This is a genomic window from Streptomyces tateyamensis (genome assembly GCF_003205575.1).
GTDB classification, from domain to species: Bacteria; Actinomycetota; Actinomycetes; order Streptomycetales; family Streptomycetaceae; genus Kitasatospora; species Kitasatospora tateyamensis.
The window spans coordinates 100582-122315 of sequence record NZ_PYBW01000022.1 but is presented as its reverse complement, the minus strand read 5'-3'; the positions used below and the strand labels follow the sequence as shown (position 1 = coordinate 122315).

General features: G+C 73.8%; 21 protein-coding genes. 15 read left to right on the top strand and 6 right to left on the bottom strand.

Annotated elements, in window-relative coordinates:
• Positions 1-49: 49 nt before the first annotated feature.
• The 5 genes from C7C46_RS06790 (at position 50) to folE (ending at position 6204) form a co-directional block, all read left to right on the top strand.
• Complete coding sequence (locus C7C46_RS06790; protein WP_110666774.1) at positions 50-1228, top strand: zinc-dependent metalloprotease; 1179 nt, start codon at positions 50-52, stop codon at positions 1226-1228.
• Positions 1229-1408: 180 nt separating this feature from the next.
• A complete protein-coding gene (gene tilS, locus C7C46_RS06785) occupies positions 1409-2596 on the top strand; it encodes a tRNA lysidine(34) synthetase TilS (RefSeq protein WP_110666772.1) in 1188 nt (395 codons plus the stop codon).
• 41 nt (positions 2597-2637) lie between these two features.
• The gene (gene hpt, locus C7C46_RS06780; protein WP_181442227.1) at positions 2638-3192 is read left to right on the top strand and encodes a hypoxanthine phosphoribosyltransferase; all 555 of its coding nucleotides are present in this window, start codon (positions 2638-2640) and stop codon (positions 3190-3192) included.
• Between the two features lie 255 nt (positions 3193-3447).
• Positions 3448-5487, top strand: a complete 2040-nt coding sequence (gene ftsH / locus C7C46_RS06775; protein ID WP_110666770.1) for an ATP-dependent zinc metalloprotease FtsH — start codon at positions 3448-3450, stop codon at positions 5485-5487.
• A 111-nt stretch (positions 5488-5598) separates the two neighbouring features.
• Positions 5599-6204, top strand: a complete 606-nt coding sequence (folE, locus tag C7C46_RS06770; RefSeq protein WP_110666768.1) for a GTP cyclohydrolase I FolE — start codon at positions 5599-5601, stop codon at positions 6202-6204.
• A 19-nt stretch (positions 6205-6223) separates the two neighbouring features.
• Here the strand turns inward: folE and C7C46_RS06765 are convergent, their stop codons facing one another.
• Complete coding sequence (locus C7C46_RS06765) at positions 6224-7408, bottom strand: alpha/beta hydrolase (RefSeq protein WP_110666766.1); 1185 nt, start codon at positions 7406-7408, stop codon at positions 6224-6226.
• Positions 7409-7839: 431 nt separating this feature from the next.
• On the opposite strand from C7C46_RS06765, the gene C7C46_RS06760 reads away from it, so the two are divergent.
• From C7C46_RS06760 to C7C46_RS06730, 7 genes are all read left to right on the top strand, one after another.
• The gene (locus C7C46_RS06760; protein ID WP_110666764.1) at positions 7840-9684 is read left to right on the top strand and encodes a phosphatidylglycerol lysyltransferase domain-containing protein; all 1845 of its coding nucleotides are present in this window, start codon (positions 7840-7842) and stop codon (positions 9682-9684) included.
• 40 nt (positions 9685-9724) lie between these two features.
• Positions 9725-10579, top strand: coding sequence for a dihydropteroate synthase (folP, locus tag C7C46_RS06755; protein WP_110666762.1), 855 nt, complete (start codon positions 9725-9727; stop codon positions 10577-10579).
• Positions 10580-10599: 20 nt separating this feature from the next.
• Positions 10600-11106 (top strand): nuclear transport factor 2 family protein, encoded by a 507-nt coding sequence (locus tag C7C46_RS06750; RefSeq protein ID WP_425470027.1) that lies wholly within the window; start codon positions 10600-10602, stop codon positions 11104-11106.
• 116 nt (positions 11107-11222) lie between these two features.
• Positions 11223-11582 carry a dihydroneopterin aldolase gene (gene folB, locus C7C46_RS06745; RefSeq protein ID WP_110666858.1) on the top strand — a complete coding sequence of 120 codons (360 nt, stop codon included), beginning with the start codon at positions 11223-11225 and terminating at the stop codon, positions 11580-11582.
• Positions 11579-12178 (top strand): 2-amino-4-hydroxy-6-hydroxymethyldihydropteridine diphosphokinase, encoded by a 600-nt coding sequence (gene folK / locus C7C46_RS06740; RefSeq protein ID WP_110666757.1) that lies wholly within the window; start codon positions 11579-11581, stop codon positions 12176-12178. The genes folB and folK overlap by 4 nt, the downstream gene beginning before the upstream one ends.
• A 64-nt stretch (positions 12179-12242) precedes the next feature.
• Positions 12243-12734, top strand: coding sequence for a DUF3180 domain-containing protein (locus C7C46_RS06735; RefSeq protein WP_110666755.1), 492 nt, complete (start codon positions 12243-12245; stop codon positions 12732-12734).
• Between the two features lie 88 nt (positions 12735-12822).
• On the top strand, positions 12823-13923 hold the full coding sequence (locus C7C46_RS06730; protein WP_110666753.1) for a hypothetical protein: 1101 nt from the start codon (positions 12823-12825) through the stop codon (positions 13921-13923).
• A gap of 7 nt (positions 13924-13930) precedes the next feature.
• On the opposite strand, the gene C7C46_RS06725 is transcribed toward C7C46_RS06730, so the two are convergent.
• Positions 13931-14416 (bottom strand): hypothetical protein, encoded by a 486-nt coding sequence (locus C7C46_RS06725; protein WP_110666750.1) that lies wholly within the window; start codon positions 14414-14416, stop codon positions 13931-13933.
• Between the two features lie 52 nt (positions 14417-14468).
• On the opposite strand from C7C46_RS06725, the gene arfB reads away from it, so the two are divergent.
• Complete coding sequence (arfB, locus tag C7C46_RS06720) at positions 14469-14906, top strand: alternative ribosome rescue aminoacyl-tRNA hydrolase ArfB (RefSeq protein WP_110666747.1); 438 nt, start codon at positions 14469-14471, stop codon at positions 14904-14906.
• Between the two features lie 22 nt (positions 14907-14928).
• Here the strand turns inward: arfB and C7C46_RS06715 are convergent, their stop codons facing one another.
• A complete protein-coding gene (locus C7C46_RS06715; RefSeq protein WP_110666745.1) occupies positions 14929-15456 on the bottom strand; it encodes a flavin reductase family protein in 528 nt (175 codons plus the stop codon).
• Between the two features lie 331 nt (positions 15457-15787).
• Here C7C46_RS06715 and C7C46_RS06710 point away from each other — a divergent pair, with 331 nt between their 5' ends.
• Together C7C46_RS06710 and C7C46_RS06705 are read left to right on the top strand one after the other, a co-directional pair.
• Complete coding sequence (locus tag C7C46_RS06710) at positions 15788-17656, top strand: GGDEF domain-containing protein (RefSeq protein ID WP_110666743.1); 1869 nt, start codon at positions 15788-15790, stop codon at positions 17654-17656.
• 75 nt (positions 17657-17731) lie between these two features.
• Positions 17732-18670, top strand: coding sequence for a carbohydrate-binding protein (locus C7C46_RS06705; RefSeq protein ID WP_110666741.1), 939 nt, complete (start codon positions 17732-17734; stop codon positions 18668-18670).
• On the opposite strand, the gene C7C46_RS06700 is transcribed toward C7C46_RS06705, so the two are convergent.
• The 3 genes from C7C46_RS06700 to C7C46_RS06690 all read right to left on the bottom strand — a co-directional run bounded on the left by C7C46_RS06700 (position 18643) and on the right by C7C46_RS06690 (position 21690).
• Positions 18643-19527: a class II fructose-bisphosphate aldolase gene (locus tag C7C46_RS06700; protein WP_110666739.1), complete on the bottom strand. Its 885-nt coding sequence runs from the start codon at positions 19525-19527 to the stop codon at positions 18643-18645. The two genes, C7C46_RS06705 and C7C46_RS06700, sit on opposite strands and share 28 nt — an antisense overlap.
• Positions 19528-19594: 67 nt before the next feature.
• Positions 19595-20761 (bottom strand): N-acetylglucosamine-6-phosphate deacetylase, encoded by a 1167-nt coding sequence (gene nagA / locus C7C46_RS06695; protein WP_110666737.1) that lies wholly within the window; start codon positions 20759-20761, stop codon positions 19595-19597.
• A complete protein-coding gene (locus tag C7C46_RS06690) occupies positions 20758-21690 on the bottom strand; it encodes an ROK family protein (RefSeq protein ID WP_110666735.1) in 933 nt (310 codons plus the stop codon). Before C7C46_RS06690 ends, nagA begins: the two co-directional genes overlap by 4 nt.
• Between the last annotated feature and the right edge of the window lie 44 nt (positions 21691-21734).

The window sequence follows — 21734 nt, the reverse complement described above, 5'->3', positions numbered from 1 at the left end:
AGCGGTCCAGGCGCTGCCACCCGCCCACCGCAGCACGTACGGTGAGGGCATGACGAGCGCGCGCAGCGGAGCGGACCTGGTCGACTGGAACCTCGCGGTCTCCACCGCGACCAGGCTGGCCCGCCCCGGACCGCAGGTCAGCCGCGAGGAGGCCCGGGCGGTGGTCGCGGAGTTGCGCCGACACGCGCTCACCGCCCAGGACGCCGTGCGCGAGCACACCCGGATGAACCCGGCCCGCCTGGGCGGCGACGGTGCCGCCCCCGTCCTGGTGGTCGACCGCCCGGGCTGGGTGCGGGCCAACGTGGCGGGCTTTCGCACCGTGATCGGCCCGCTCACCCGCAAGCTCGCCGCCCGCCGCGCCGACACCCCGGGCGGCGCGGTGATCGGCTCGCTCGGCGAGAAGATCACCGGGGTGGAGATCGGCGCGGTGCTGGCCCTGCTCTCCAGCAAGGTGCTCGGCCAGTACGAGACCTTCGCCGCCGCCGAACCGCGGGCTCCCCGCACCCCCGACAGCCCCGCCGAACTGTTCGACCAGCCCCGCGCCGCCGAGTCGGCCGGCCGGCCCGGCCGGCTGCTGCTGGTGGCACCCAACATCGTCCAGGTGGAGCGGGAACTGGACGTCGATCCGCACGACTTCCGGCTCTGGGTCTGCCTGCACGAGGAGACCCACCGCACCCAGTTCAGCGCCGTCCCCTGGCTGCGCGACCATGTCCAGTCCGAGGTCCAGTCCTTCCTCGCGGAGACCGACGTGGAACCCGTCGCGCTGCTGGAGCGGCTGCGTGAGGCGCTGGCTCCGGGGGAGCGGCCGGGCGGTTCGGGCACTCTGCTGGACCTCGTGCAGACGCCGCGCCAGCGCGAGATCCTCGGCCGGCTGACCGCCGTCATGTCGCTGCTGGAGGGCCACGCCGACGTCGTGATGGACGGGGTCGGACCGGCCGTGGTGCCCAGCGTCGCGGAGATCCGGGAGAAGTTCCAGACCCGTCGTGACAAGGGCGCCGGACGCCTGGACCTGATGCTGCGCCGGCTGCTCGGCATGGACGCCAAGCTGCGCCAGTACCAGGACGGCGCGCTGTTCGTGCGCGGGGTGCTGGACCGGATCGGGATGGACGGCTTCAACCTGGTCTGGACCTCGCCGAACACCCTGCCGACCAAGGAGGAGGTCCACGACCCGGCCGCCTGGGTGGCCCGAGTCGGACGCCAGTCCCAGCCCAAGCCCCCGGACGAGTGAGGGGGCGGGGCGAGGGAACGTTTCTTCATTCACCCGTCCGTGGGACGGTGGTCGTACCGGTGGCGCGGACGCGTCGGCCGTGCCCGCCGAAGTGAGACGATCTGCCTGCGACGATCCGTGACCATCCGGTCACCCGGAGATCGTCCCCCGGTCCCTCCCTGCCACCAGGAGCTGTTCCCCATGGGCCCACACCCCGCCGTCGCGGCGATACGCCTGGCCGCCCGCCGCGCCCTGCTCGACCTGGTCGCCGAGCACGGCCGGGCCGGCGCCCCCGCGCTGGTCCCCGCCACGGCCTCGGCCGCCATCGCCCAGGCCGTCGTCCCCGCCCCCAGCGCCCCCGTCCCGCAGCCGGCCACCGCGGCCGCCGCCGGCTCGGTCGGCGTGCTGATCGGCAACGCCCGCCGCCACCCCTCCGGCCTGCCCCGCACCCCCGCGGCCCCCGGCGCCCCGCTGGTCCTGGTCGCCGTCAGCGGCGGCGCCGACTCGATGGCCCTGGCCACCGCCACCGCCTTCGAGGCCCCCAAGCTCGGCCTGCGGGTCGGGGCCGTCACCGTCGACCACGGCTTGCAGGACGGCTCCGCCGAGCGCGCCCAGCAGGTGGCCGAACGCCTGCGCGCCCTCGGCCTGGACCCGGTCGAAGCCGTCGCCGTGCACGTCGGCCGCCAAGGCGGCCCCGAAGCCGCCGCCCGCGACGCCCGCTACGCCGCGCTGGACGCCGCCGCCGCCCGCCACCAGGCCCTGGCCGTCTTCCTCGGCCACACCCGCGACGACCAGGCCGAAACCGTCCTGCTGGGTCTCGCCCGCGGCTCCGGCGCCCGCTCGCTGGCCGGCATGCCGGGCCGCAAGGGCCGCTACCGCCGCCCGCTGCTCGACCTGGACCGCGCTGCCACCCGCCAGGCCTGCGCCGCCCAGTCCATCCCCGTCTGGGACGACCCGCACAACCTGGACCCCGCCTACACCCGCGCCCGGGTCCGCCACGAGGTGCTGCCGGTGCTGGAGAAGCACCTGGGCGCCGGCGTGGTCGAGGCCCTGGCCCGCACCGCCCGCCTCTTCCGCGACGACGCCGACGCTCTGGACCAGTGGGCCGAGCGCGCCGAGCTCGACCTCGGCCGGGCCGACCCGCAGGACGGCAGCCGCGCCCTGCCCGTGACCGGCCTGGCCGAGCTGCCCAGCGCGGTGCGCCGCCGGGTGCTGCGCCGGGCCGCGCTGCGCACCGGAGCCCCGGCCGGCGACCTGTTCGCCCGGCACCTGGAGTCGGTGGACCAGCTGGTCACCGGTTGGCGCGGCCAGGGACCGCTGCAGCTACCCGGGGGGGTCGAGGTCACCCGCCGGTGTGGCAACCTGGTGTTTCGGCGGCGGAACGACTGACCGCCGGCACAGGACCACGAACCCTTGAGGACGTATCCCCGGTGGACGACAAGGACATGGGCGCCGACCTGGCGAAGGTGCTCATCAGCAAGGACGAGATCGACGCCAAGCTGGCCGAGCTGGCCGAGCGGATCGACGGGGACTACGCCGGGAAGGACCTGCTGATCGTCGGCGTGCTCAAGGGTGCGGTGATGGTCATGGCCGACCTGGCCCGGGCCCTGCACTCCAAGGTCACGATGGACTGGATGGCGGTCTCCTCCTACGGGATGGGCACCAAGTCCTCCGGCGTGGTGCGGATCCTCAAGGACCTCGACACCGACATCGCCGACCGCGACGTGCTGATCGTCGAGGACATCATCGACTCCGGCCTCACGCTCTCCTGGCTGCTCGGCAACCTCGGCTCGCGCGGCCCCGCCTCGCTCGAGGTCTGCACCCTGCTGCGCAAGCCGGACGCCGCCAAGGTCGAGATCGACGTCAAGTACGTGGGCTTCGACATCCCCAACGAGTTCGTGGTCGGGTACGGCCTGGACTACGCGGAGAAGCTCCGCAACCTGCCGTTCATCGGTACGCTCGCCCCACACGTGTACGGCGGCTGAGCCGAACCCGTCACACCGGGGAACACCCCACCGGTTCCACCCGTTGGAGTCGGCGGACGGACAACTGAACAGACCGTACCGCCGTGCTCCCGCGGAGCCCGGCATCACTGCTGTACGGTCAAATTACCCGCTCTTCGTACCGGCCCCGCCGGGACACCGGGCGGGGTGCGCTCGCACAAATCAGATGCGCCGACGGCCTTGGCCGAGCGGTGCCGTTGAGTGGCAGGAGGGACGGGGCGGCAACGCCCCGCATGGATGGACGTCAAGCGATACTTCCGCGCGCCGATCGCATGGATCCTCCTGGCAGTCGTCGCCGTCATTGTGCTGATGAACGTCGTTTCGAATTCGAACGGCTACAAGACGGTGGACACCGGCCAGGTGATCCAGGCGATCAATAGCGGCCAGGTCAAGCAGGCACAGCTCACCACTGGCGACTCGAACACGATCAAGATCCAGCTGCAGGACGGCCAGAGCCTGGGCCCCGGCAGCAACGGCAAGGCCCCCTCGGGCAACAAGTTCCAGGCCTCCTACATCGGCGACCAGGGCAAGGACATCGCCGAGGCGATGTCCAACGACCCGAAGAAGATGCCCACCCAGGGCTACACGATCACCCCGGAGAAGCAGAGCGGCTTCGTCAGCCTGCTGCTCTCCATGCTGCCGATCGTGATCATCGTGCTGGTCTTCCTGTTCCTGATGAACCAGATGCAGGGCGGCGGCTCCCGGGTCATGCAGTTCGGCAAGTCCAAGGCCAAGCTGCTCACCAAGGACACCCCGAAGACCACCTTCGCCGACGTGGCCGGTGCCGACGAGGCGGTGGAGGAGCTCCACGAGATCAAGGAGTTCCTGCAGGAGCCGGCCAAGTTCCAGGCCGTCGGCGCCAAGATCCCCAAGGGCGTGCTGCTCTACGGCCCGCCCGGCACCGGCAAGACCCTGCTGGCGCGCGCCGTCGCGGGCGAGGCCGGCGTCCCGTTCTACTCCATCTCGGGCTCCGACTTCGTCGAGATGTTCGTCGGTGTCGGTGCCTCCCGGGTCCGCGACCTGTTCGAGCAGGCCAAGGCCAACGCCCCCGCCATCGTCTTCGTCGACGAGATCGACGCCGTCGGCCGGCACCGCGGCGCGGGCCTCGGCGGCGGCCACGACGAGCGCGAGCAGACCCTCAACCAGCTGCTGGTCGAGATGGACGGCTTCGACGTGAAGGGCGGCGTCATCCTGATCGCCGCCACGAACCGCCCCGACATCCTCGACCCGGCGCTGCTGCGCCCGGGCCGCTTCGACCGGCAGATCGCCGTCGAGCGCCCCGACCTGCAGGGCCGTCTGGACATCCTCAAGGTGCACCAGAAGGGCAAGCCGGTCGCCCCGGACGTCGACCTCAAGGCCGTCGCCAAGCGCACCCCCGGCTTCACCGGTGCCGACCTGGCGAACGTGCTCAACGAGGCCGCGCTGCTGACCGCCCGCTCGGACAAGAAGCTGGTCGACAACGTCACCCTGGACGAGGCGATCGACCGCGTGGTCGCGGGGCCGCAGAAGCGCACCCGGATCATGTCGGACAAGGAGAAGAAGATCACCGCGTACCACGAGGGCGGCCACGCCCTGGTCGCGGCGGCCTCCCCGAACGCCGACCCGGTGCACAAGATCACCATCCTGTCCCGCGGCCGGGCCCTGGGTTACACCATGGTGCTGCCGGAGGAGGACAAGTACTCGACCACCCGCAACGAGATGCTCGACCAGCTCGCGTACATGCTGGGCGGCCGTGCGGCGGAGGAACTGGTCTTCCACGACCCGACCACCGGCGCCTCGAACGACATCGAGAAGGCCACCGCCACCGCCCGCGCGATGGTGACCCAGTACGGCATGACCGAGCGCCTCGGTGCCATCAAGTTCGGCAGCGACAACTCCGAGCCGTTCCTCGGCCGTGAGATGGGCCACCAGCGCGACTACTCGGAAGAGGTCGCCGGGCTGGTGGACGAAGAGGTCAAGAAGCTGATCGAGAACGCCCACAACGAGGCGTGGGAGATCCTGGTCGAGAACCGCGACGTGCTGGACAACCTGGTCCTGGAGCTCCTGGAGAAGGAGACCCTGAACAAGGAGCAGATCGCCGAGATCTTCGCCCCCGTGGTGAAGCGCCCGGCCCGGCCCGCCTGGACCGGCTCGGCCCGCCGCACCCCGTCCACCCGCCCGCCGGTCCAGTCCCCCAAGGAGCTGGCCCTGAGCAACGGTGCCGCCGCCTCCCTGGAGACCGGCCCGATGGACACCCTCAAGCTCCCCCCGGTCACCGGCGAGTCGACCGAGAGCTGACCGTCCCAGCGGGGTAAGCGGAATGAGTGCCGCGCCCTCGGGGTTTGTACCCTGGAGGCGCGGCATTCGTGCTGCTCAGGTATCCCTCTACTCAGCAACTGCGAGGCCCGCATGACCGACCCGGTGACGCTCGACGGACAGGCCACCGTCGGCACCTTCGACCAGAAGCGGGCCGAGAACGCGATCCGCGAACTGCTGATAGCCGTCGGCGAGGACCCGGAGCGGGAGGGGCTGCGGGAGACCCCGGCGCGGGTGGCGCGGGCCTACAAGGAGATATTCGCCGGCCTCTGGCAGCAGGCCGAGGACGTGCTGACCACGACGTTCGACCTGGGGCACGACGAACTGGTGCTGGTCAGGGACATCGAACTGGTGTCGACCTGCGAGCACCACCTGCTGACGTTCCACGGCGTGGCCCACATCGGCTACATCCCGTCCACCAGTGGCAAGATCACCGGCCTGTCCAAGCTGGCCCGCCTGGTGGACGTCTACGCGCGCCGCCCGCAGGTCCAGGAGCGCCTGACCACCCAGATCGCGGACTCGCTGATGCGGGTCCTGGAGCCGCGCGGGGCCATCGTGGTGGTCGAGGCCGAGCACATGTGCATGACGGTGCGCGGCATCCGCAAGCCCGGCGCCAAGACCCTCACCTCCGCGGTGCGCGGCCAGCTGCGCGACCCCGCGACCCGGGCCGAGGCGATGAGCCTGATCATCGGCCGCTGAGGCCTTCCCGGGCGGTGCGTCAGCCCGCGCGGGGTTCGCGGTCGGGGGCGGGCGAGAGGTGGTCGCTGAGCCACTCCAGGCTGGCGGGGAGCTCGCGGCGCCAGGTGTCGAAGCTGTGGCCGCCGTCCGGGAGGAAGAGCGAGTCGACCGTGAGGTCGGGGTGGGCCTGGGCGGTGCTGCTGGCAGTGGCCAGGAACTGCTGGGTGGCGGCGTAGTCCTCCTCGGTGCGGGTGCTCACCAGCAGCAGGTGGGACTTGGGCACCGGCAGGTTCTGCAGCCGCCAGGCGAGGTCGTAGCCCTGGGCCAGCTGCCGGCTGCCGCCGAACAGGTCGCCGGTGCTCCAGTCCTCCGGCACCTGGTAGTCGGCGTGCAGGGCGGCGGCGGAGCCGTAGGAGCCCGGGTCGCGCAGGGCCAGCCGCAGCGCGCAGCTGCCGCCGGTGGAGTAGCCGAGCACGCCCCAGGAGGCGGGCGAGCGGCTGACCCGGTAGGCGGAGCGCAGGGCGTTGGGCAGGTCCTTGGCGAACCAGGTCTCGGTGGCGGGCCCGCCGGGGACGTCGACGCATTCGGTGTTGCGGGGGGCGGCGACGGTGGGGCGGGCCATGACGACGACGGTGGGGGCCATCCGGCCGGTGCGTTGCAGGTCCCAGGCGGTCTGCGGGGTGTGCAGTTCGCTGAGCAGGTGCAGGGCGGGCCCGGGGTAGCCGGCCAGGGTGAGCAGCACCGGGAAGCGCTCCCGGGCGTACTTCGGGTTGAAGTACTCGGGTGGCAGATAGATGAACATCTGGTCGGACAGGCCGCTCTCCTTTCCGTTGACCCGGATGGAGCTGATCTGTCCGACCTCCTCGGGCTTGCCCTGCGGCAGGTCGGTGACCTGGTCGAGGCCGCCTTCGGTGGTGGGCCGGACCAGGGCGTCGCCGACCGGGGGTCCGGAGCGGGCGCCGGGGCCCGCGGGGCCGAGGGCGAGCTGTCCGCCGGTCGGCTGGAGCAGGTCGTGCCAGGAGGAGTAAAAACCGTAGGCGGCGTTCAGGGTGAGGGCGCAGACGGCCAGCGCGAGCAGCTGGCTCACCGTCAGGAGGCCGATCCGGCCGAGGATCTGGAGCGGGTGGCGGCCGGCCAGCCGGGGCCAGAGCAGCACGGTGGCGGTCAGGGCCAGCAGGGTGAGGCCGGCGACCAGGTACACCAGCGCGCTGCTGGTCAGTTCCATCCCAGGGCCTCCCCTCGGCGAGCGCCGTGCGGGCTGTCGGAGCGTCAGTGGGTCTGCGGCTGCTTCGATCGTGCGGTGCGGGTGCGGCTGCGGCGGGCCCGGCTGACCCATCATCGGAGACGGATCGGGGGCCGGCCACCGGAGCCGTCGCTGTCCACCGGGGCAACGCCGGTCGAACGGCGGGCGGTACGGTCGGGTGCGTCGCGGCGGCCCGGCTTCACCCACAGGAACCAAGGCCCTAGACTTCGGCGTCGCCACTGGCACGGGGGCCAGGGCCGGACCGCGGGAGGACCGGCCCGGCGTCGGTGGACCACGGATTACTCGCTCTTGACGTTGTCTTGGTCAAGGGAAGGAACTACACATGCAGGACCTTGACGGCTCGTTCCCCAGGGTGGCCGGGCAGTTGCCCGGAGCCTCTACGCTGGGCTTCCATGAGGGTTCCCGTGTCCGCTGAGTCGTCCCAGGAGCAGCCCCGCCGACGGGGCCTGAAGACGTTGCGCACCCAGGCCGCAGCCGTTCCGCGCGCCTGGCTGCCAGGAGCGGTGGGTTACGCCTGTCTGCTGATCGGCCTGGTGGACATCCTCAGCGGGGTCTTCCCCAAGCTGCGGCACACCCGGATGCACAGCTGGGCGGGCCAGCTGCCGGGGATGACGACCACGCTGGCCACGGCGGGCACACTGGTGATCGGCCTGCTGCTGGTGCTGCTGGCGCACGCGCTGCGCCGGCGCAAGAGCCGGGCCTGGCGGATGGTCTGCGTGCTGCTGCCGGTCAGTGCGGCGCTGCACGTGCTGCGCTGGCACCAGGTCGGTCCCGCGGTGGTGTCGCTGGTGCTGCTGGCGGTGATGCTGGTGCACCGGCGCGAGTTCTACGCGAAGGCCGATCCGCGGACCCGGTGGCGGGCGCTGCTGAACTTCGTGGTGATGGGTGCGATCAGCCTGGGGCTGGGCTTCCTGATCGTCAGCGCGCACCCGGCCCGGGAGATGGGCCGGCCGAGCCTGTGGGACCGGCTGCACGAGACGGTGTGGGGCCTGTTCGGGCTGGACGGCCCGGTGCGCTACCACCCGGACCGGATCGCCGACGCGGTCGGTTACTCGCTGGCCGGGCTGGGTCTGCTGACGGCCTTCTCGACCGCGTACCTGCTGCTGCGGCCGGGCAAGCCGGAGCCGGAGCTGACGCCGCAGGACGAGGAGCGGGTGCGGGCGCTGCTGGAGCGCCACGGTGCGCGCGACTCGCTGGGCTACTTCGCGCTGCGCCGGGACAAGAGCGTGCTCTTCTCGCCGACCGGCAAGGCGGCGATCTCCTACCGGGTGGTGTCCGGGGTGATGCTGGCCTCGGGTGACCCGGTGGGTGACGTGGAGGCCTGGCCGGGCGCGATCAAGGTGTTCATGGCGCACGCCCGTGAGCACGCCTGGGTGCCGGCGGTGATGGGCTGCAGCGAGGTCGGCGGCGAGGTCTGGACCCGCGAGGCGGGGCTGGACGCGCTGGAGCTGGGCGACGAGGCGATCGTGGACGCCAGCACCTTCTCGCTGTCCGGCCGGGCGATGCGCAACGTGCGTCAGATGGTGAAGCGGATCGAGCGCAACGGGTACTCCTGCCAGGTGCGCCGGGTCGGCGACCTGACGCTGGAGGAGAAGATGCGGATCGCTGACGCGGCGGCCCGTTGGCGCGGTACCGACACCGAGCGCGGGTTCTCGATGGCGCTGGGCCGGTTCGGCGACCCGGGTGACGACGGCTGCGTGGTGGTGACCGCGCACAAGGCGCCGGAGGAGGGCGAGCCGGCGGGTGACGACCTGAAGGCGGTGCTGCACTTCGTGCCCTGGGGCGCTGACGGCATCTCGCTCGAGCTGATGCGTCGCGACCGGGCCGCCGATCCGGGGCTGAACGAGCTGCTGATCGTGGCCGCGCTGCAGGAGGTGCCGAACCTGGGGGTGCGGCGGGTCTCGCTGAACTTCGCCATGTTCCGTTCGGCGCTGGCGCGCGGCGAGCGGATCGGTGCGGGGCCGGTGCTGCGGGCCTGGCGCGGGCTGCTGGTGTTCCTGTCGCGGTGGTTCCAGATCGAGTCGCTGTACAAGTTCAACGCGAAGTTCCAGCCGGAGTGGGAGCCGCGGTTCCTGGTCTACCCGAACACCCGGGACCTGCCGCGGATCGGGTTCGCGGCGATGCAGGCGGAGGCGTTCATCACGCTGGGCATGCCGCGGTTCGGCCGCAAGCGCCAGCGGCAGGGCCTGATGGCGGCGCCGGCCGGCACGGCCGACCAGGTGGCTCCGGCGGCGTAGGGCTGCGCGGGCCGGGCGGCGGGCGGCCGATAATGGCCGCATGAACAACCCGCTGCCCGGCCTGCCCGCCCTCGACCGCTGTGCCGTGATGGGCGTCGTGAACGTCACTCCCGACTCCTTCTCGGACGGCGGGCTGTGGCTGGACCCGCAGGCGGCGGTGGCGCACGGGCTGCGGCTGACCGGGCTGGGCGCGGACCTGGTGGACGTGGGCGGGGAGTCGACCCGGCCGGGTTCGCAGCGGGTCACCGAGGCGGAGGAGCTGCGCCGGGTGCTGCCGGTGGTGCGCGAGCTGGCGGCGGCCGGGGTGGTGGTGTCGGTGGACACGATGCGGGCCCGGGTCGCCGATCAGGCGCTGGCGGCGGGGGCGCTGCTGGTGAACGACGTCTCGGGCGGGCTGGCCGACCCGGACATGGCCCGGGTGGTGGCCGACTCGGGAGCGCCGTTCGTGGTGATGCACTGGCGCGGGCAGTCGGCGGACATGGACGCGCTGGCGGTGTACGGGGACGTGGTGCGCGAGGTGGTGGCCGAGCTGTCGGTGCGGATCGAGGCGCTGCTGGCGGCGGGGGTCAAGGAGGAGCAGTTGGTCCTGGATCCGGGGCTGGGTTTCGCCAAGACAAGCGAGCACAACTGGGCGTTGCTGGGAGGTTTGGGCGCGCTGACCGGCTTGGGGCGCCCGGTGTTGGTCGCCGCATCTCGCAAGCGGTTCCTGGGTACGCTGCTCGCCAACCCGGAAACCGGGCAGCCGCGGCCGGCTCGGCAGCGGGACGACGCCACGGCGGCGGTCTCGGTGCTGGCGGCCCGGGCCGGTGCCTGGGCGGTGCGGGTGCACGACGTGGCCGGCACTGCCGACGCGGTCCGGGTGGTGGCCGCCTGGCAGGCGGCCGGGCCGAGCTGAGCGAGGAAGTGGGTGGTGGCGTGACTGGTGACGGCGCGTTGGGCAAGGGGCCGTCGGGCAACGGCGCTTCCGCTCCGGAGGCCGACCGCGAGGCGGTGCTGGCGGCCAATCAGCGGTTGTACGAGGCGCTGGAGACCGGCGACCTGGAGGCGGTGGAGGACGTCTGGCTGTCCGCCGCCGACGCCGACGACAAGACGGGTGTGGTGTGCGTGCACCCGGGCTGGCCGGTGTTGCGCGGCCGCGCCCAGGTGACCAGGTCCTACCTGCTGATCATGATGAACACGGAGTACATCCAGTTCTTCCTGACCGACGTCGAGGTCGAGGTGCAGGGGGACGTGGCGCTGGTCACCTGCACCGAGAACATCCTGTCCGGCGGGGAGTCGGACGAGGAGGGGGAGCTGGGCCCGCTGGTCGGCGGGAAGGTGGTCTCCACCAACGTGTTCCGCCGGACCGCGGACGGCTGGCGGCTCTGGTCGCACCACGGTTCACCGGTGCTGACCAGCGGTGACGACGAGGACGAGGAGTAGCGGTCCGGTCGGGAACAGCAGGGCGTGCCGCGGTGCTGTCCGGTGGCGAGGGTAGATTCGACGGACGGCGGGCGACGGGGCCCGCCGTGCCACGATCAGGAGCAGTGATTCAGGTGCTGGACCGCGTCACCCTGCGAGGCCTGCGCGCCCGCGGCCACCACGGCGTATTCGAGCGGGAGCGGATCGAGGGGCAGACCTTCGTGGTCGACCTGGTGCTGTACCTGGACACCCGGCCGGCCGCGTCCGGCGACGATCTCAGCCGCACGGCGCACTACGGGATCGTCGCGGAGGAGGTCACCGCGATCATCTCGGGCGAGCCGGTGGACCTGATCGAGACCTTGGCCCAGCGGATCGCCGACCAGTGCCTCAAGCACCAGGCGGTCGAGGAGGTCGAGGTCACCGTGCACAAGCCGGACGCGCCGATCACGGTGCCGTTCGACGACGTGACCATCACGATCCATCGGAGCCGCGGATGACCACCAGTGACCCCACTGCCACCCCGAGCACGTTCGACCTGCAGCGCCGGGTGGACAGCGTGGACGACACCCTGTCGCGGGTGCGTACCGCGGTGCTTGCCGTGGGCAGCAACCTGGGCAACCGGCTGGAGACCCTGCAGGGCGCGGTGGACGCGCTCGGCGACACCCCCGGGGTGAAGGTGACGGCCGTCTCCGGCGTGTTCGAGACCGCCGCCGTGGGCGGTCCGCAGGACCAGCCCGCCTACTTCAACGCGGTAATGCTGCTGCGCACCACGCTGACGCCGCGCGACCTGCTGGAGCGGGCCAACGCGGTCGAGGACGCCTTCGGCCGGGTGCGCACGGTGCGCTGGGGCGCCCGCACCCTGGACGTGGACATCGTCAGCTACCAGGACGTGCTGAGCGAGGACCCGGTGCTGCTGCTGCCGCACCCGCGCGCGCACGAGCGGGCTTTCGTGCTCGCCCCGTGGCAGGACGCCGACCCGCAGGCCGAGCTGCCTGGCCACGGCCGGGTGGCCGAGCTGCTGGCCGGGCTGGGCGGGCCGGGGGCGCAGGGTGTGGCCCGGCGCGCCGACATCCAGTTGCGCCTGCCGGAGTAAGGTCGAGCCGGCGCTGTGGCGGCGATGGGCGTCCGCCGGCCTCCAGAAGGGAACCGTCGAACCAGTGAAGCCGCTGCGAGTGCGTCTGCTGCTGGGCATCTTCGTGGTCGTCACGGCGCTGGCCTGGGCCGGCGCCAAGCTGTGGAACTCGCTGGACACGCTGCCGGGAGTCCCGGCGGCGGCTCCGGTGGTGCTGGCGGTGGTGGCGGTGGTGCTGTTGGCCGCGGCGGTCTCGCTGCGGTCCCGGTTGAAGGCGATCCGGGACCGGGCGCCGGGCGCCAAGCGGGTGGATCCGCTGATGGCGGCCCGTGCGGTGGTGCTGGGCCAGGCCAGTGCGCTGGTGTCGGCCGTGGTGGCCGGGGTGTACGCGGGGCTGGGCATCGAGCTGGCGACGCTGCCGGACTTCGACGCGCACCGCACGGCCGTGATCACCGCCGGGCTGGCCGTGCTGGCGGCTGCCGCCGTGGTGGCCGCGGCGCTGTGGCTGCAGCACGTCTGCAAGCTGCCGGAGGACGGCGGCTCCTCCGGGAAGGGCACGGCGTCCTCGGCCCGCTGACCGGGCGTCAGGCGCGTTGAGCTGGGCGGTAGCGGTACGGGTCACCCCGGGCTGACAGCGGCGCTATTCGCACGCTAGTTTTCTGTCCATGTCTCGCGGACGCCACCGTCACTCCTCGCTCCTCAGCCGGGCCCTGCTGCCGACCGCGGCCGCGGTCCTCACGGTGGCCGCGCTCGCCGCCCTGCTGGTCAGTCCGGACCAGGTGGTGGTCCGCTCGGTCGGGGTGGCCGCGGTGCTCGCGGTGCTGGGCACCGCCATGGTGCTGCGCCAGCGCGACCGGGCCGCCCGGGCCGCGGCCGAGACCGCCGCGGTGCGCCGGCTGCGCGACGAGGAGCGTTACGAGGAGCAGTTGGCCGAGGCCGAGTACGCGGCCGAGGTGGCCGAGGAGCGGGCGGCCCGGCTGGGCCGCCGGCTGACGGCGGAGAAGTCCCGGCTGGCCAAGGCGGAGACCGAGATCGCCCGGCTGCTCAAGGAGCGCGCGGTGCAGGCCGCCGAGCAGGCGCTCAAGGAGGCCGAGGCGGCGCAGCGGGCGATCGAGGCGGCCCGTCCCAAGCACCCGGTGACCCCGGTGACCTTCCTGCGCGCGGCCAACGCGCTGCGCGCGCTGGAGCGGCGGGCCGAGCTGGCCCAGGCGCAGGCCGAGCACCTGGCGCGCCGTCAGGCGGCCCGGCGGGCCGCGGCGGCGCTGCCGGCCACGGCTTCGGCGGACCCGGCGGCGCTGCCCGAGGTGCGCCAGGCGCACGCGCCGGCCGTGCCGCAGTCGCGGATCGGGCGGCTGGAGCCGGTGGCCGCGCGCGGGGCGGCCGAGGGCGAGCGGGCGGCGGTGGCGCCGAGTCCGGTGCGCCCGGTGCTGGCCGCGCCGGGCAGTGAGGCCGCGGCGGCGCCGGCTCCGATGGAGCGGCAGCGGCAGCGGCCCCGGCCGCAGGCGGGCCACGGGCGGGGACCGGGCTTCAGCTTCTTCGACCGCACCGCGGCGATGCGGGCGGCGGCGCCGGCGCCCGCGGTCGGTTCGGTGCGCGAGCTGGCCGAGCAGCGTCCCGAGCCGGTGGAGCCGGACCTGGCCGACGTGCTGGGCGACGAGGTGGCCGACACCCGGGTGGTCGACCTGACCCCGGAGGACGACACCGAGCTGCTGGACCTGGGCGAGCTGCGCAGCGGCCGCACCCAGGGCCGGTCCGGGCGGAGCTGAGCCAGGCTCAGATCCGCGGGTAGCGGGCCTGCACGGTCCAGATCTGCGGGTTGTCGCCCAGCTCGGGGTGCAGGTCGACCAGGTCGGCCAGCACGTCCTGCAGGAAGTCCCGGGCCTCCCTGCGCAGCTCCTGGTGGCGGACCACCAGCGGCTCCTCGTCCACCCAGGTCGCGATGACCTCCACGTGGCCGAACCGGCGGGCGAACCGCAGCAGCTCGGTGTTCTGGGTGAAGTCCAGGTCGACCGTGCGCAGCGCGGCGGCCCGGCTGCCGCGCGGGTCCTCGTCCAGCTGCTCGACCACGTCGCACAGGGCCCAGGCGAAGTCCAGCACCGGCACCCAGCCCCAGGCGGTGGACAGCTCCAGCTCGTCCTGGGCCAGGTACACGTCGCCGCAGAACAGGTCGTGCCGCAGCGCCTGCACCGAGGCCGTGCGGTAGTCGGTCTGCGGGGGGTCGGGGATCCGCAGGGAGAGGGAGTAGCCGAGCTCGATCACGGGCTCATTTAACCGCGTGACGCCGGCGGCCCCGCCCGGGGATGATGGGCGCATGCCCGAGCCCATCCGCGTGCGGGGCTCGGTGGTCGTTCCCGACGCCGAGCTCGTCTGGCGCTTCTCCCGGTCCAGCGGCCCCGGTGGCCAGCACGTCAACACCTCCGACACCCAGGTCGAGCTGCGCTACGACCTGGCCGCCTCCGCCGCGCTGCCCGAGGTGTGGAAGCAGCGCGCCCTGGAGCGGCTGGCCGGGCGCCTGGTGGACGGGCGGGTGCTGGTGGTGCGGGCCAGCGAGCACCGCTCGCAGTGGCGCAACCGCGAGGTGGCCGCCGCCCGGCTGGCCTCGCTGCTCGGCGAGGCGACGGCGCCGCCGCCCAAGACCCGCCGGCCCACCAAGCCCAGCCGCGGTCTGGTGGAGCGCCGGCTGTCCGACAAGAAGCGCCGCTCCGACCTCAAGCGCTCGCGCTCGGCCCCGCCGCGCGGCGGGGAGTGACCGGGCGCCCGGCGCGGTGCGGTCAGCCGATCCGGCGGTAGTCGCCGCGGAAGTAGAGCAGCGGGCGCCCGCCGGGGTCGGGGACCAGGGCCTGCAGCACCCGGCCGAGCACCAGGGTGTGGTCGCCCGCGGGTATCCGCTGCTCGGTGCGGCACTCCACGGTGGCCAGCGCCCCGGTCACCAGCGGCGCCCCGCTCAGCCCGCCCGTGGTGTGCGGGGTGTCGGCGAACAGCAGCCGGTCGCTCAGCCGCCCCTTCATGGCGAACCGCCCGGCCAGCGCCCGGTGCTCCTCGCCCAGCAGCGAGACCGCCCAGCGGTCCACCCGGGAGAGCAGCTCGTCCATCCGCGAGTCCTCGCGCACCGAGACCAGCACCAGCGGCGGCTCCAGCGAGACCGACAGGAACGAGGTCGCGGTCATCCCGGCCGGCTCCCCCTCGTCGTCGACGGTCACCAGTGCCACCCCGGCGGCCAGCTGGGACAGGGCGGCCCGGAACTCGTCCGGGGTGGCGAGCGGGCTGCTGGCGGGTTGCGGCGAGGTCTGCGACGTCATGGACACGTACCGCACGGTAGCCCGCCGACCAGGGCCGCGGCATCCGGCGGTGGTCCTAGGCCCTGTGGCGGGGCCGGGTCGGCCCGGGTCCTGGTCCGCGGCCCGGACGGGGGCGCCCAGGACCGGCCGGCAAGGGGGCCATCGCCGAATAGTGTCCGGGCATGACCGAGATGAACCGGGTTTGCCCGTCTATACGTCCTGTGATTTGAGTCACAAGTGACGACCTATTGCTGACCGAGCGTGCCGATCGCTGTGCTCGCTGTGATTCAGTTCTTCTGGCAATCGGACGATAACCATCAAGACCTATCCGAAGAAGCCGGGGAGTCCCCGCATGGAAGCCGAGTCGGAGCCCTACGTCCGCCTGGCGACCCTCCGCACCTTGCACCGGGTCGTGGCGGACCTCAATGCTGCCCGCAGCCTGGCGGGCACCCTGCAGGCGGTGGTCGAGGGCTCGGTGCACGGGCTCGGCTTCGACGCCGCCGCGGTGAGCCTGGTGCGCCCCGACGGCGACCTGGTGGTGGCGGCCGTGTGGGAGTACGAGGAGCGCGAGTACGGCGGCCCCTCGGTGCTGCTGGGCCAGATCGGCACCCGGGAGTCCTGGGACCGGCTGCTCGCGGTGGCCGATCACTGGGGCACCCTGCGCTTCCTGCCGCACGACCGCGGCTGGGCGGTCGGCACGGACATCCCGCGCTGGACCGGGGACGGCCCGCTGCCGGTCTACGCCAACGACTGGCACCCGGAGGACGGCCTGCTGGCCCCGATGTACAGCGCCGGCGGCGACCTGCTCGGGGTGCTCAGCGTGGACCGCCCGCGCAGCGGCAAGCGCCCGGGCGCCTGGACCCGCGAGGCGCTGGAGATGTTCTCGCTGCAGGCCTCGATCGCGATAGGCAACGCCCGGCTGCGGGCGGAGATGCAGCGCGCGCTGGCCCGGCTGGAGAAGGAGCAGCAGGCGCTGCGGGCCAGCGAGGAGAGCTTCCGGCAGGCCTTCGAGTACGCCCCCAGCGGGATGGCGATCACCGAGCTGCACGGCTCCGCCCGCGGCCAGCTGACCCGGGTCAACGACGCGCTGTGCCGGCTGCTCGGCCGCCCCAGGGCCAGCCTGCGCCACCAGAGCTTCCTGGACCTGGTCCACCCGGAGGACCGCGGCCTGCTGGAGCGCACCAGCGCCGAGAGCGGCCGGGCCGAGCTGCGGCTGGCCCGGCGCGACGGCGGCTACCAGTGGGTCTGCCTGCGCAACTCGATCGTGGCGGACGCGGCCGAGGGCCCCAGCTTCCTGCTCACCCACGTCGAGGACATCGAGGAGCGCAAGCGGCACGAGCAGCAGCTGGCCCACCGGGCCAGCCACGACGCGCTCACCGGCCTGCCCAACGGCGCCGAGCTGCGGGCCCGGCTGGGCCGGCGGCTGTGCGCGCTGCCGCAGGGCCCGGGCGGCGCGGCGGCGCACGGGGCGGCCGGACCAGCCGGCTGCGCGCTGGAGGGCGCCGCCCCGGCGCACGCCTCGGCGGGCTTCTACGGGCCGCACGGGCAGCGGGCGGGGTCCGACCTCCCGTCCTGGGTCGGCGGGCCGCAGGAGGGCGGTTACGGCGATCCGGGGGCCGGCCACCGCTCCACCCTGGTGCACGGCTACGCCGAGCGCGGCGCCCAGGTGCCCGGGCAGCCGCACGCCGCGGTCGGTCCGCCCGGCGAGCAGCACGTGCACGCGGTGGTGCCCCCCGAGGGCGAGGAGCCGCCGCAGCAGGCCTGGCCCGGTCCGCCCGCCCCCCGCAGCGGCTCGCAGAAGGGGCTCGCGGTGCTCTTCTGCGACCTGGACGGCTTCAAGTCGGTCAACGACCGGTTCGGCCACAACGCCGGCGACGCGGTGCTGGTGGAGGTGGCCCGGCGGCTGCAGGCGGCGGTCCGCGAGGGCGACACGGTGGCCCGGCTCGGCGGCGACGAGTTCGTGGTGCTGGCCGACGGGATCAACCCGGGCGAGGCGGCCGACCTGGCGGTGCGGCTGCGCACCGCGATCGTGCCGCCGATGCGGATAGCCGGCCGGGTGATGCGGGTCGGGGTGAGCCTGGGGATCGGCTGGGCCGGCTGCGGGATGAGCATCGACGAGGTGCTGCACCAGGCCGACAAGCGGATGTACGACGAGAAGCGGGCCCGGGGCGGCGCGGTGCGCGGCGCCCGCGGCGAACGCTCGCACCGGCGGGCGGTCTGAACCCCTGTAGGGTGCCGTGGACGGCGGGTCGCCAGGCCCGGCGACCAAGCCCGGCAGTGGGGAGTGACCAGCGCGATGACGGCCAGCAGCCAGGAGCCCGAGGAGGCCAAGGGCCGCACCCCGCAGGAAGAGGACCCGTTCGGCTACCTCTACCGCCCGGCCGAGGGCGAGGACCCGGCAGTCCAGCCGCGCACCGCCTACCGCCCGATGGAGGTGGGCCGCGCCCAGTACGGGCAGCAGGCCTACGGCCTGCAGCCGCCGCGTCCCCAGGCCGCCCACCCGCCCCGCCCGGGCGCCGAGGCCACCACCGAGCTGCCGCACCAGCAGCCCCGCTACGCCGAGCGCTCCCGCCCGCAGCCGGGCGAGGTGGAGCCCCGCGGGCGCGGCAAGGCCCCGGTGTTCGGCGTGGTGGCGGTGGTCGCGGCCATCGCCATCGGCTCCGGCATCGCGCTGTCCGGCAACGACGGCAAGGCCAAGAACGAGGCCGGCCCCGGGCCGGCCCCCAGCGCGGGCCACGCCTCGTCGAGCGCGCCGAGCTCGCCCTCGCCGGCCGCCTCCGCCCCGAGCAGCACCGGTGCCCCGGGCAACGGCTTCCTGGACGCCAGCAAGGCCCAGGCCCAGGGCGCGCAGCTGGCCGCCACCGTGAAGGGCGCGATCTCCGCCGACGGCAGCTACCTGACGCTCCAGCAGGGCACCTCCGCCACCTGGACGGTGACCGTGCCGACGGCGGGTCAGTACAAGTTCTGGATCCACTACAGCAACAACGGCGAGGCGGTGAAGACCGCGGTCACCGTCAACGGCCAGGACCACCCGGGCGGCACCACCTTCAAGAGCTGGAGCAAGGGCGGCGACCAGTCGCAGTCCTGGTCCTACACGAACATATGGCCGCAGCTGCAGGCCGGCACCAACGCGATCACCGTCTCCCCGGCCGGCGGCCCGGTCCTGGTGGACCAGGTCGCCGTCACCGGGATGGACGCCAACGGCGACTACCCGAGCCCCGCAGCCGCCGGCTGACCCTCCGTCAGCGCCACCACCGCGGCCAGTTGTGCGACGGTGGCCGCCATCGCGGCGCGCGCCGGGGCCAGCACCTTGCGCGGGTCGACCGCCTCCGGGAGCTCGGCCAGCGCGGTCCGCAGCGCGGGGGTGAAGGCGGTGTTCAGGGCCGTGCCTATGTTGATCTTGACCAGGCCGGCCGCCACCGCCGCCCGCAGCTGCCCGTCCGGCACCCCGGAGCTGCCGTGCAGCACCAGCGGCACCGGGACCGCGGCGGTCAGCCGGGCGACCAGCTCCAGGTCCAGGGCGGCGGTGCGGCTGGTCATCGCGTGCGAGCTGCCGACCGCCACGGCCAGCGCGTCCACCCCGGTGGCGGCCACGTAGTCGGCCGCCTCGGCGGGATCGGTGCGGGCGCCGGGGGCGTGCGCGGGCAGCGGGGGCTCGCCGTCCTTGCCGCCGACCCGGCCCAGCTCGGCCTCCAGGTGCAGGCCGTGCCGGTGCGCGAAGGCCGCCGCCTCGGCGGTGGCCTTGACGTTCTCGGCGTGCGGCAGCGCGGAGGCGTCGAACATCGCGGAGGAGAAGCCGGCCGCGGGCGCGGCCCGCAGCAGCTCGAAGTCCTCCACGTGGTCCAGGTGCAGGGCCGCGGGCACCGCGCAGGCCACGGCGATCTCGGCGCAGGCCCGGGCCAGCGGCAGCAGCCGGCCGCCGTGGTAGGCGACCGCGTTCTGGCTGATCTGCAGCACCACCGGGGTGCCGGCGACCTCGGCTCCGGCGGCGACCGCCTCGGCGTGCTCCAGGGTGATCACGTTGAAGGCGGGCAGGCCCCGGCGGTCGGCGGCGGCCCGGGCGAGCAGTTCGGCGGTGGTGGCCAGTGGCATGGGTGTCCCTCGGGAGGTGTGCGGGTGCGGTGGCGCCGCACGCCTCCCGGGGGAATCCGAGCCGGGCTCAGACCGCGCGGGAGAAGCGCTCGGCGCCCTTGATCCACTCGCCGCGGCGGACCACGGCGACCAGGTCGTACGTCTGGGAGTCGAGGATCGCCAGGTCGGCGTGGTGGCCGACGGTCAGCGATCCGGTGGTGCCGGCCAGCCCGAGCAGGGCGGCCGGGGTGGTCGAGACGGACTGCACGGTCTGAGCCAGGCTCAGCTTGTTGACCAGCACGGAGCGCTGGAAGGCGACGTCCAGGGTGAGCGTGGAGCCGGCGATCGAGTCGCCCTCGACCAGCCGGGCCACCCCGTCCTGGACCCGGACCTGCAGCGGGCCCAGCGGGTAGAGGCCGTCGCCCATGCCGGCCGCGCCCATCGCGTCGGTGATCAGCGCGACCCGCCCGGCGCCGGCCGTGCCGTAGGCCAGGTCGAGCACCGAGGGGTGCAGGTGGACGCCGTCGTTGATCAGCTCGACGGTGACCCGCTCGTCCTCCAGCAGGGCCACGATCGGGCCCGGCGCGCGGTGCTGGATCCCCGGCATCGCGTTGAACAGGTGGGTGGCGACGGTGGCGCCGGCCTCGATCGCCTCCAGCGCCTTGGCGTAGTCGGAGTCGGTGTGGCCGACGGCCGCGATCACGCCGAGGTCGGCCAGCATCCGCACCGACTCCAGGCCGCCCGGCAGTTCGGGGGCGAGGGTGACCATCCGGGCGGTGCCGCGGGCGGCGTCCACCAGCTTGCGCACCAGCGCCGGGTCCGGGTCGCGCAGCAGGTCCGGGCGGTGCGCGCCGCACCGGCCCGGCGAGATGAACGGTCCCTCGAAGTGCACCCCGGCCAGCACCCCGTCCTCGACCAGTTCGGACAGGACCGCGGCCTGCCGGCACACCTCGTCGATCTCCCCGGTGACGGTGGAGGCGATCGTGGTGGTGGTGCCGTGTTCCAGGTGGGTGCGGGCCGCGGTCAGCGCCTCCTCGGCGCTGCCGGAGGCGTAGGACGCGCCGCCGCCGCCGTGCACGTGCAGGTCGACGAAGCCGGGGACCACGGTGTACCCGGTCAGGTCCAGCTCGCCGGGCGCCCCCTCACCGCCGATCTCGCTGATCGTGGTGCCCGAGAAGGCCAGCCGGCCGTCCTCGACGACTCCGCCGGGCAGCACCAGCCGGGCCCCGGCCAGTCGCGTCACGTCCGCGGTCACGCGGTCACCTCCATCGTCAGCAGGTCCCAGGCGAGCAAGCCGGCACCCAGGGATGCGGCGGTGTCCTTGAGCATGGCGGGGACGACCTTCGGGGGCATCTGGAAGGTCAACCGCTCGGCCACCGCCGCGCGCAGGGGAGTGAAGAGCGTGTCGCCGGCCTCGGCCAGCCCGCCGCCGACGATCACCGTCGACGGGTCGAGCAGGCTCTGCGCCAGCACGATGCCGTCCGCCAGGGCGTCCACCGCGCGCTGCCAGACCGCCAGCGCGGCCGGGTCGCCGGCCTCCACCGCGAGCGCGCAGTCGGCGGCGTCGGCGGCCGGCCGACCGCTGGCCTCGGCCCAGGCCCGGGAGACCGCGGAGGCCGAGGCCAGCGTCTCCAGGCAGCCGCGGGCGCCGCAGCCGCAGGCCGGTCCGCCGGGGCGGACCACCACGTGGCCGATCTCCCCGCCGTAGCCGTGCGCGCCGGCCTCGATCCGGCCGTCGATCCCGATCGCGCCGGCGATGCCGGTGCCCAGCGCGATGAACAGGAACCGGTCCACCCCTTGGCCGGCCCCGATCCGCCCCTCGGCCAGCCCGCCGGAGCGGACGTCGTGGCCGAGGGCGACCGGCAGGCCGCCCAGGCGCTCGCCGAGCAGCTTGCGCATCGGCAGGTCGCGCCAGCCCAGGTTGGCGGAGAAGACCGCGATCCCGTTGGCCTCGTCGATCGTCCCCGGCACCGCGACCCCGGCCGCGAGCGGGCCGTGGTCGAACCGGCGCCGGCCCTCCTCGGCGAGGTCGGCGGCGAAGTCGAGGATGGTGGCGACGACGGCGTCGGTGCCGTGCTCCCGCCCGGTCGGTCGGCGTGCTTCGAACAGCACGGAGCCGTCCTGGGCGAGCAGCGCGGCCTTCATGCCGGTGCCGCCTACATCGAGTGCGATGACGTGCTTCACGGGGGACAGTTTCCCTTGCCCGAGGATGAGAGGTCTAGTCCAGT

Bases quoted from the DNA above. Each gene is read 5' to 3' on its own strand.
- C7C46_RS06790 (WP_110666774.1), top strand. From the start codon at position 50: ATGACGAGCGCGCGCAGCGGAGCGGACCTGGTCGACTGGAACCTCGCG.
- tilS (WP_110666772.1), top strand. From the start codon at position 1,409: ATGGGCCCACACCCCGCCGTCGCGGCGATACGCCTGGCCGCCCGCCGC.
- ftsH (WP_110666770.1), top strand. From the start codon at position 3,448: ATGGACGTCAAGCGATACTTCCGCGCGCCGATCGCATGGATCCTCCTG.
- folE (WP_110666768.1), top strand. From the start codon at position 5,599: ATGACCGACCCGGTGACGCTCGACGGACAGGCCACCGTCGGCACCTTC.
- C7C46_RS06765 (WP_110666766.1), bottom strand. From the start codon at position 7,408: ATGGAACTGACCAGCAGCGCGCTGGTGTACCTGGTCGCCGGCCTCACC.
- C7C46_RS06760 (WP_110666764.1), top strand. From the start codon at position 7,840: ATGAGGGTTCCCGTGTCCGCTGAGTCGTCCCAGGAGCAGCCCCGCCGA.
- folP (WP_110666762.1), top strand. From the start codon at position 9,725: ATGAACAACCCGCTGCCCGGCCTGCCCGCCCTCGACCGCTGTGCCGTG.
- folK (WP_110666757.1), top strand. From the start codon at position 11,579: ATGACCACCAGTGACCCCACTGCCACCCCGAGCACGTTCGACCTGCAG.
- C7C46_RS06730 (WP_110666753.1), top strand. From the start codon at position 12,823: ATGTCTCGCGGACGCCACCGTCACTCCTCGCTCCTCAGCCGGGCCCTG.
- arfB (WP_110666747.1), top strand. From the start codon at position 14,469: ATGCCCGAGCCCATCCGCGTGCGGGGCTCGGTGGTCGTTCCCGACGCC.
- C7C46_RS06715 (WP_110666745.1), bottom strand. From the start codon at position 15,456: ATGACGTCGCAGACCTCGCCGCAACCCGCCAGCAGCCCGCTCGCCACC.
- C7C46_RS06710 (WP_110666743.1), top strand. From the start codon at position 15,788: ATGGAAGCCGAGTCGGAGCCCTACGTCCGCCTGGCGACCCTCCGCACC.
- C7C46_RS06705 (WP_110666741.1), top strand. From the start codon at position 17,732: ATGACGGCCAGCAGCCAGGAGCCCGAGGAGGCCAAGGGCCGCACCCCG.
- C7C46_RS06700 (WP_110666739.1), bottom strand. From the start codon at position 19,527: ATGCCACTGGCCACCACCGCCGAACTGCTCGCCCGGGCCGCCGCCGAC.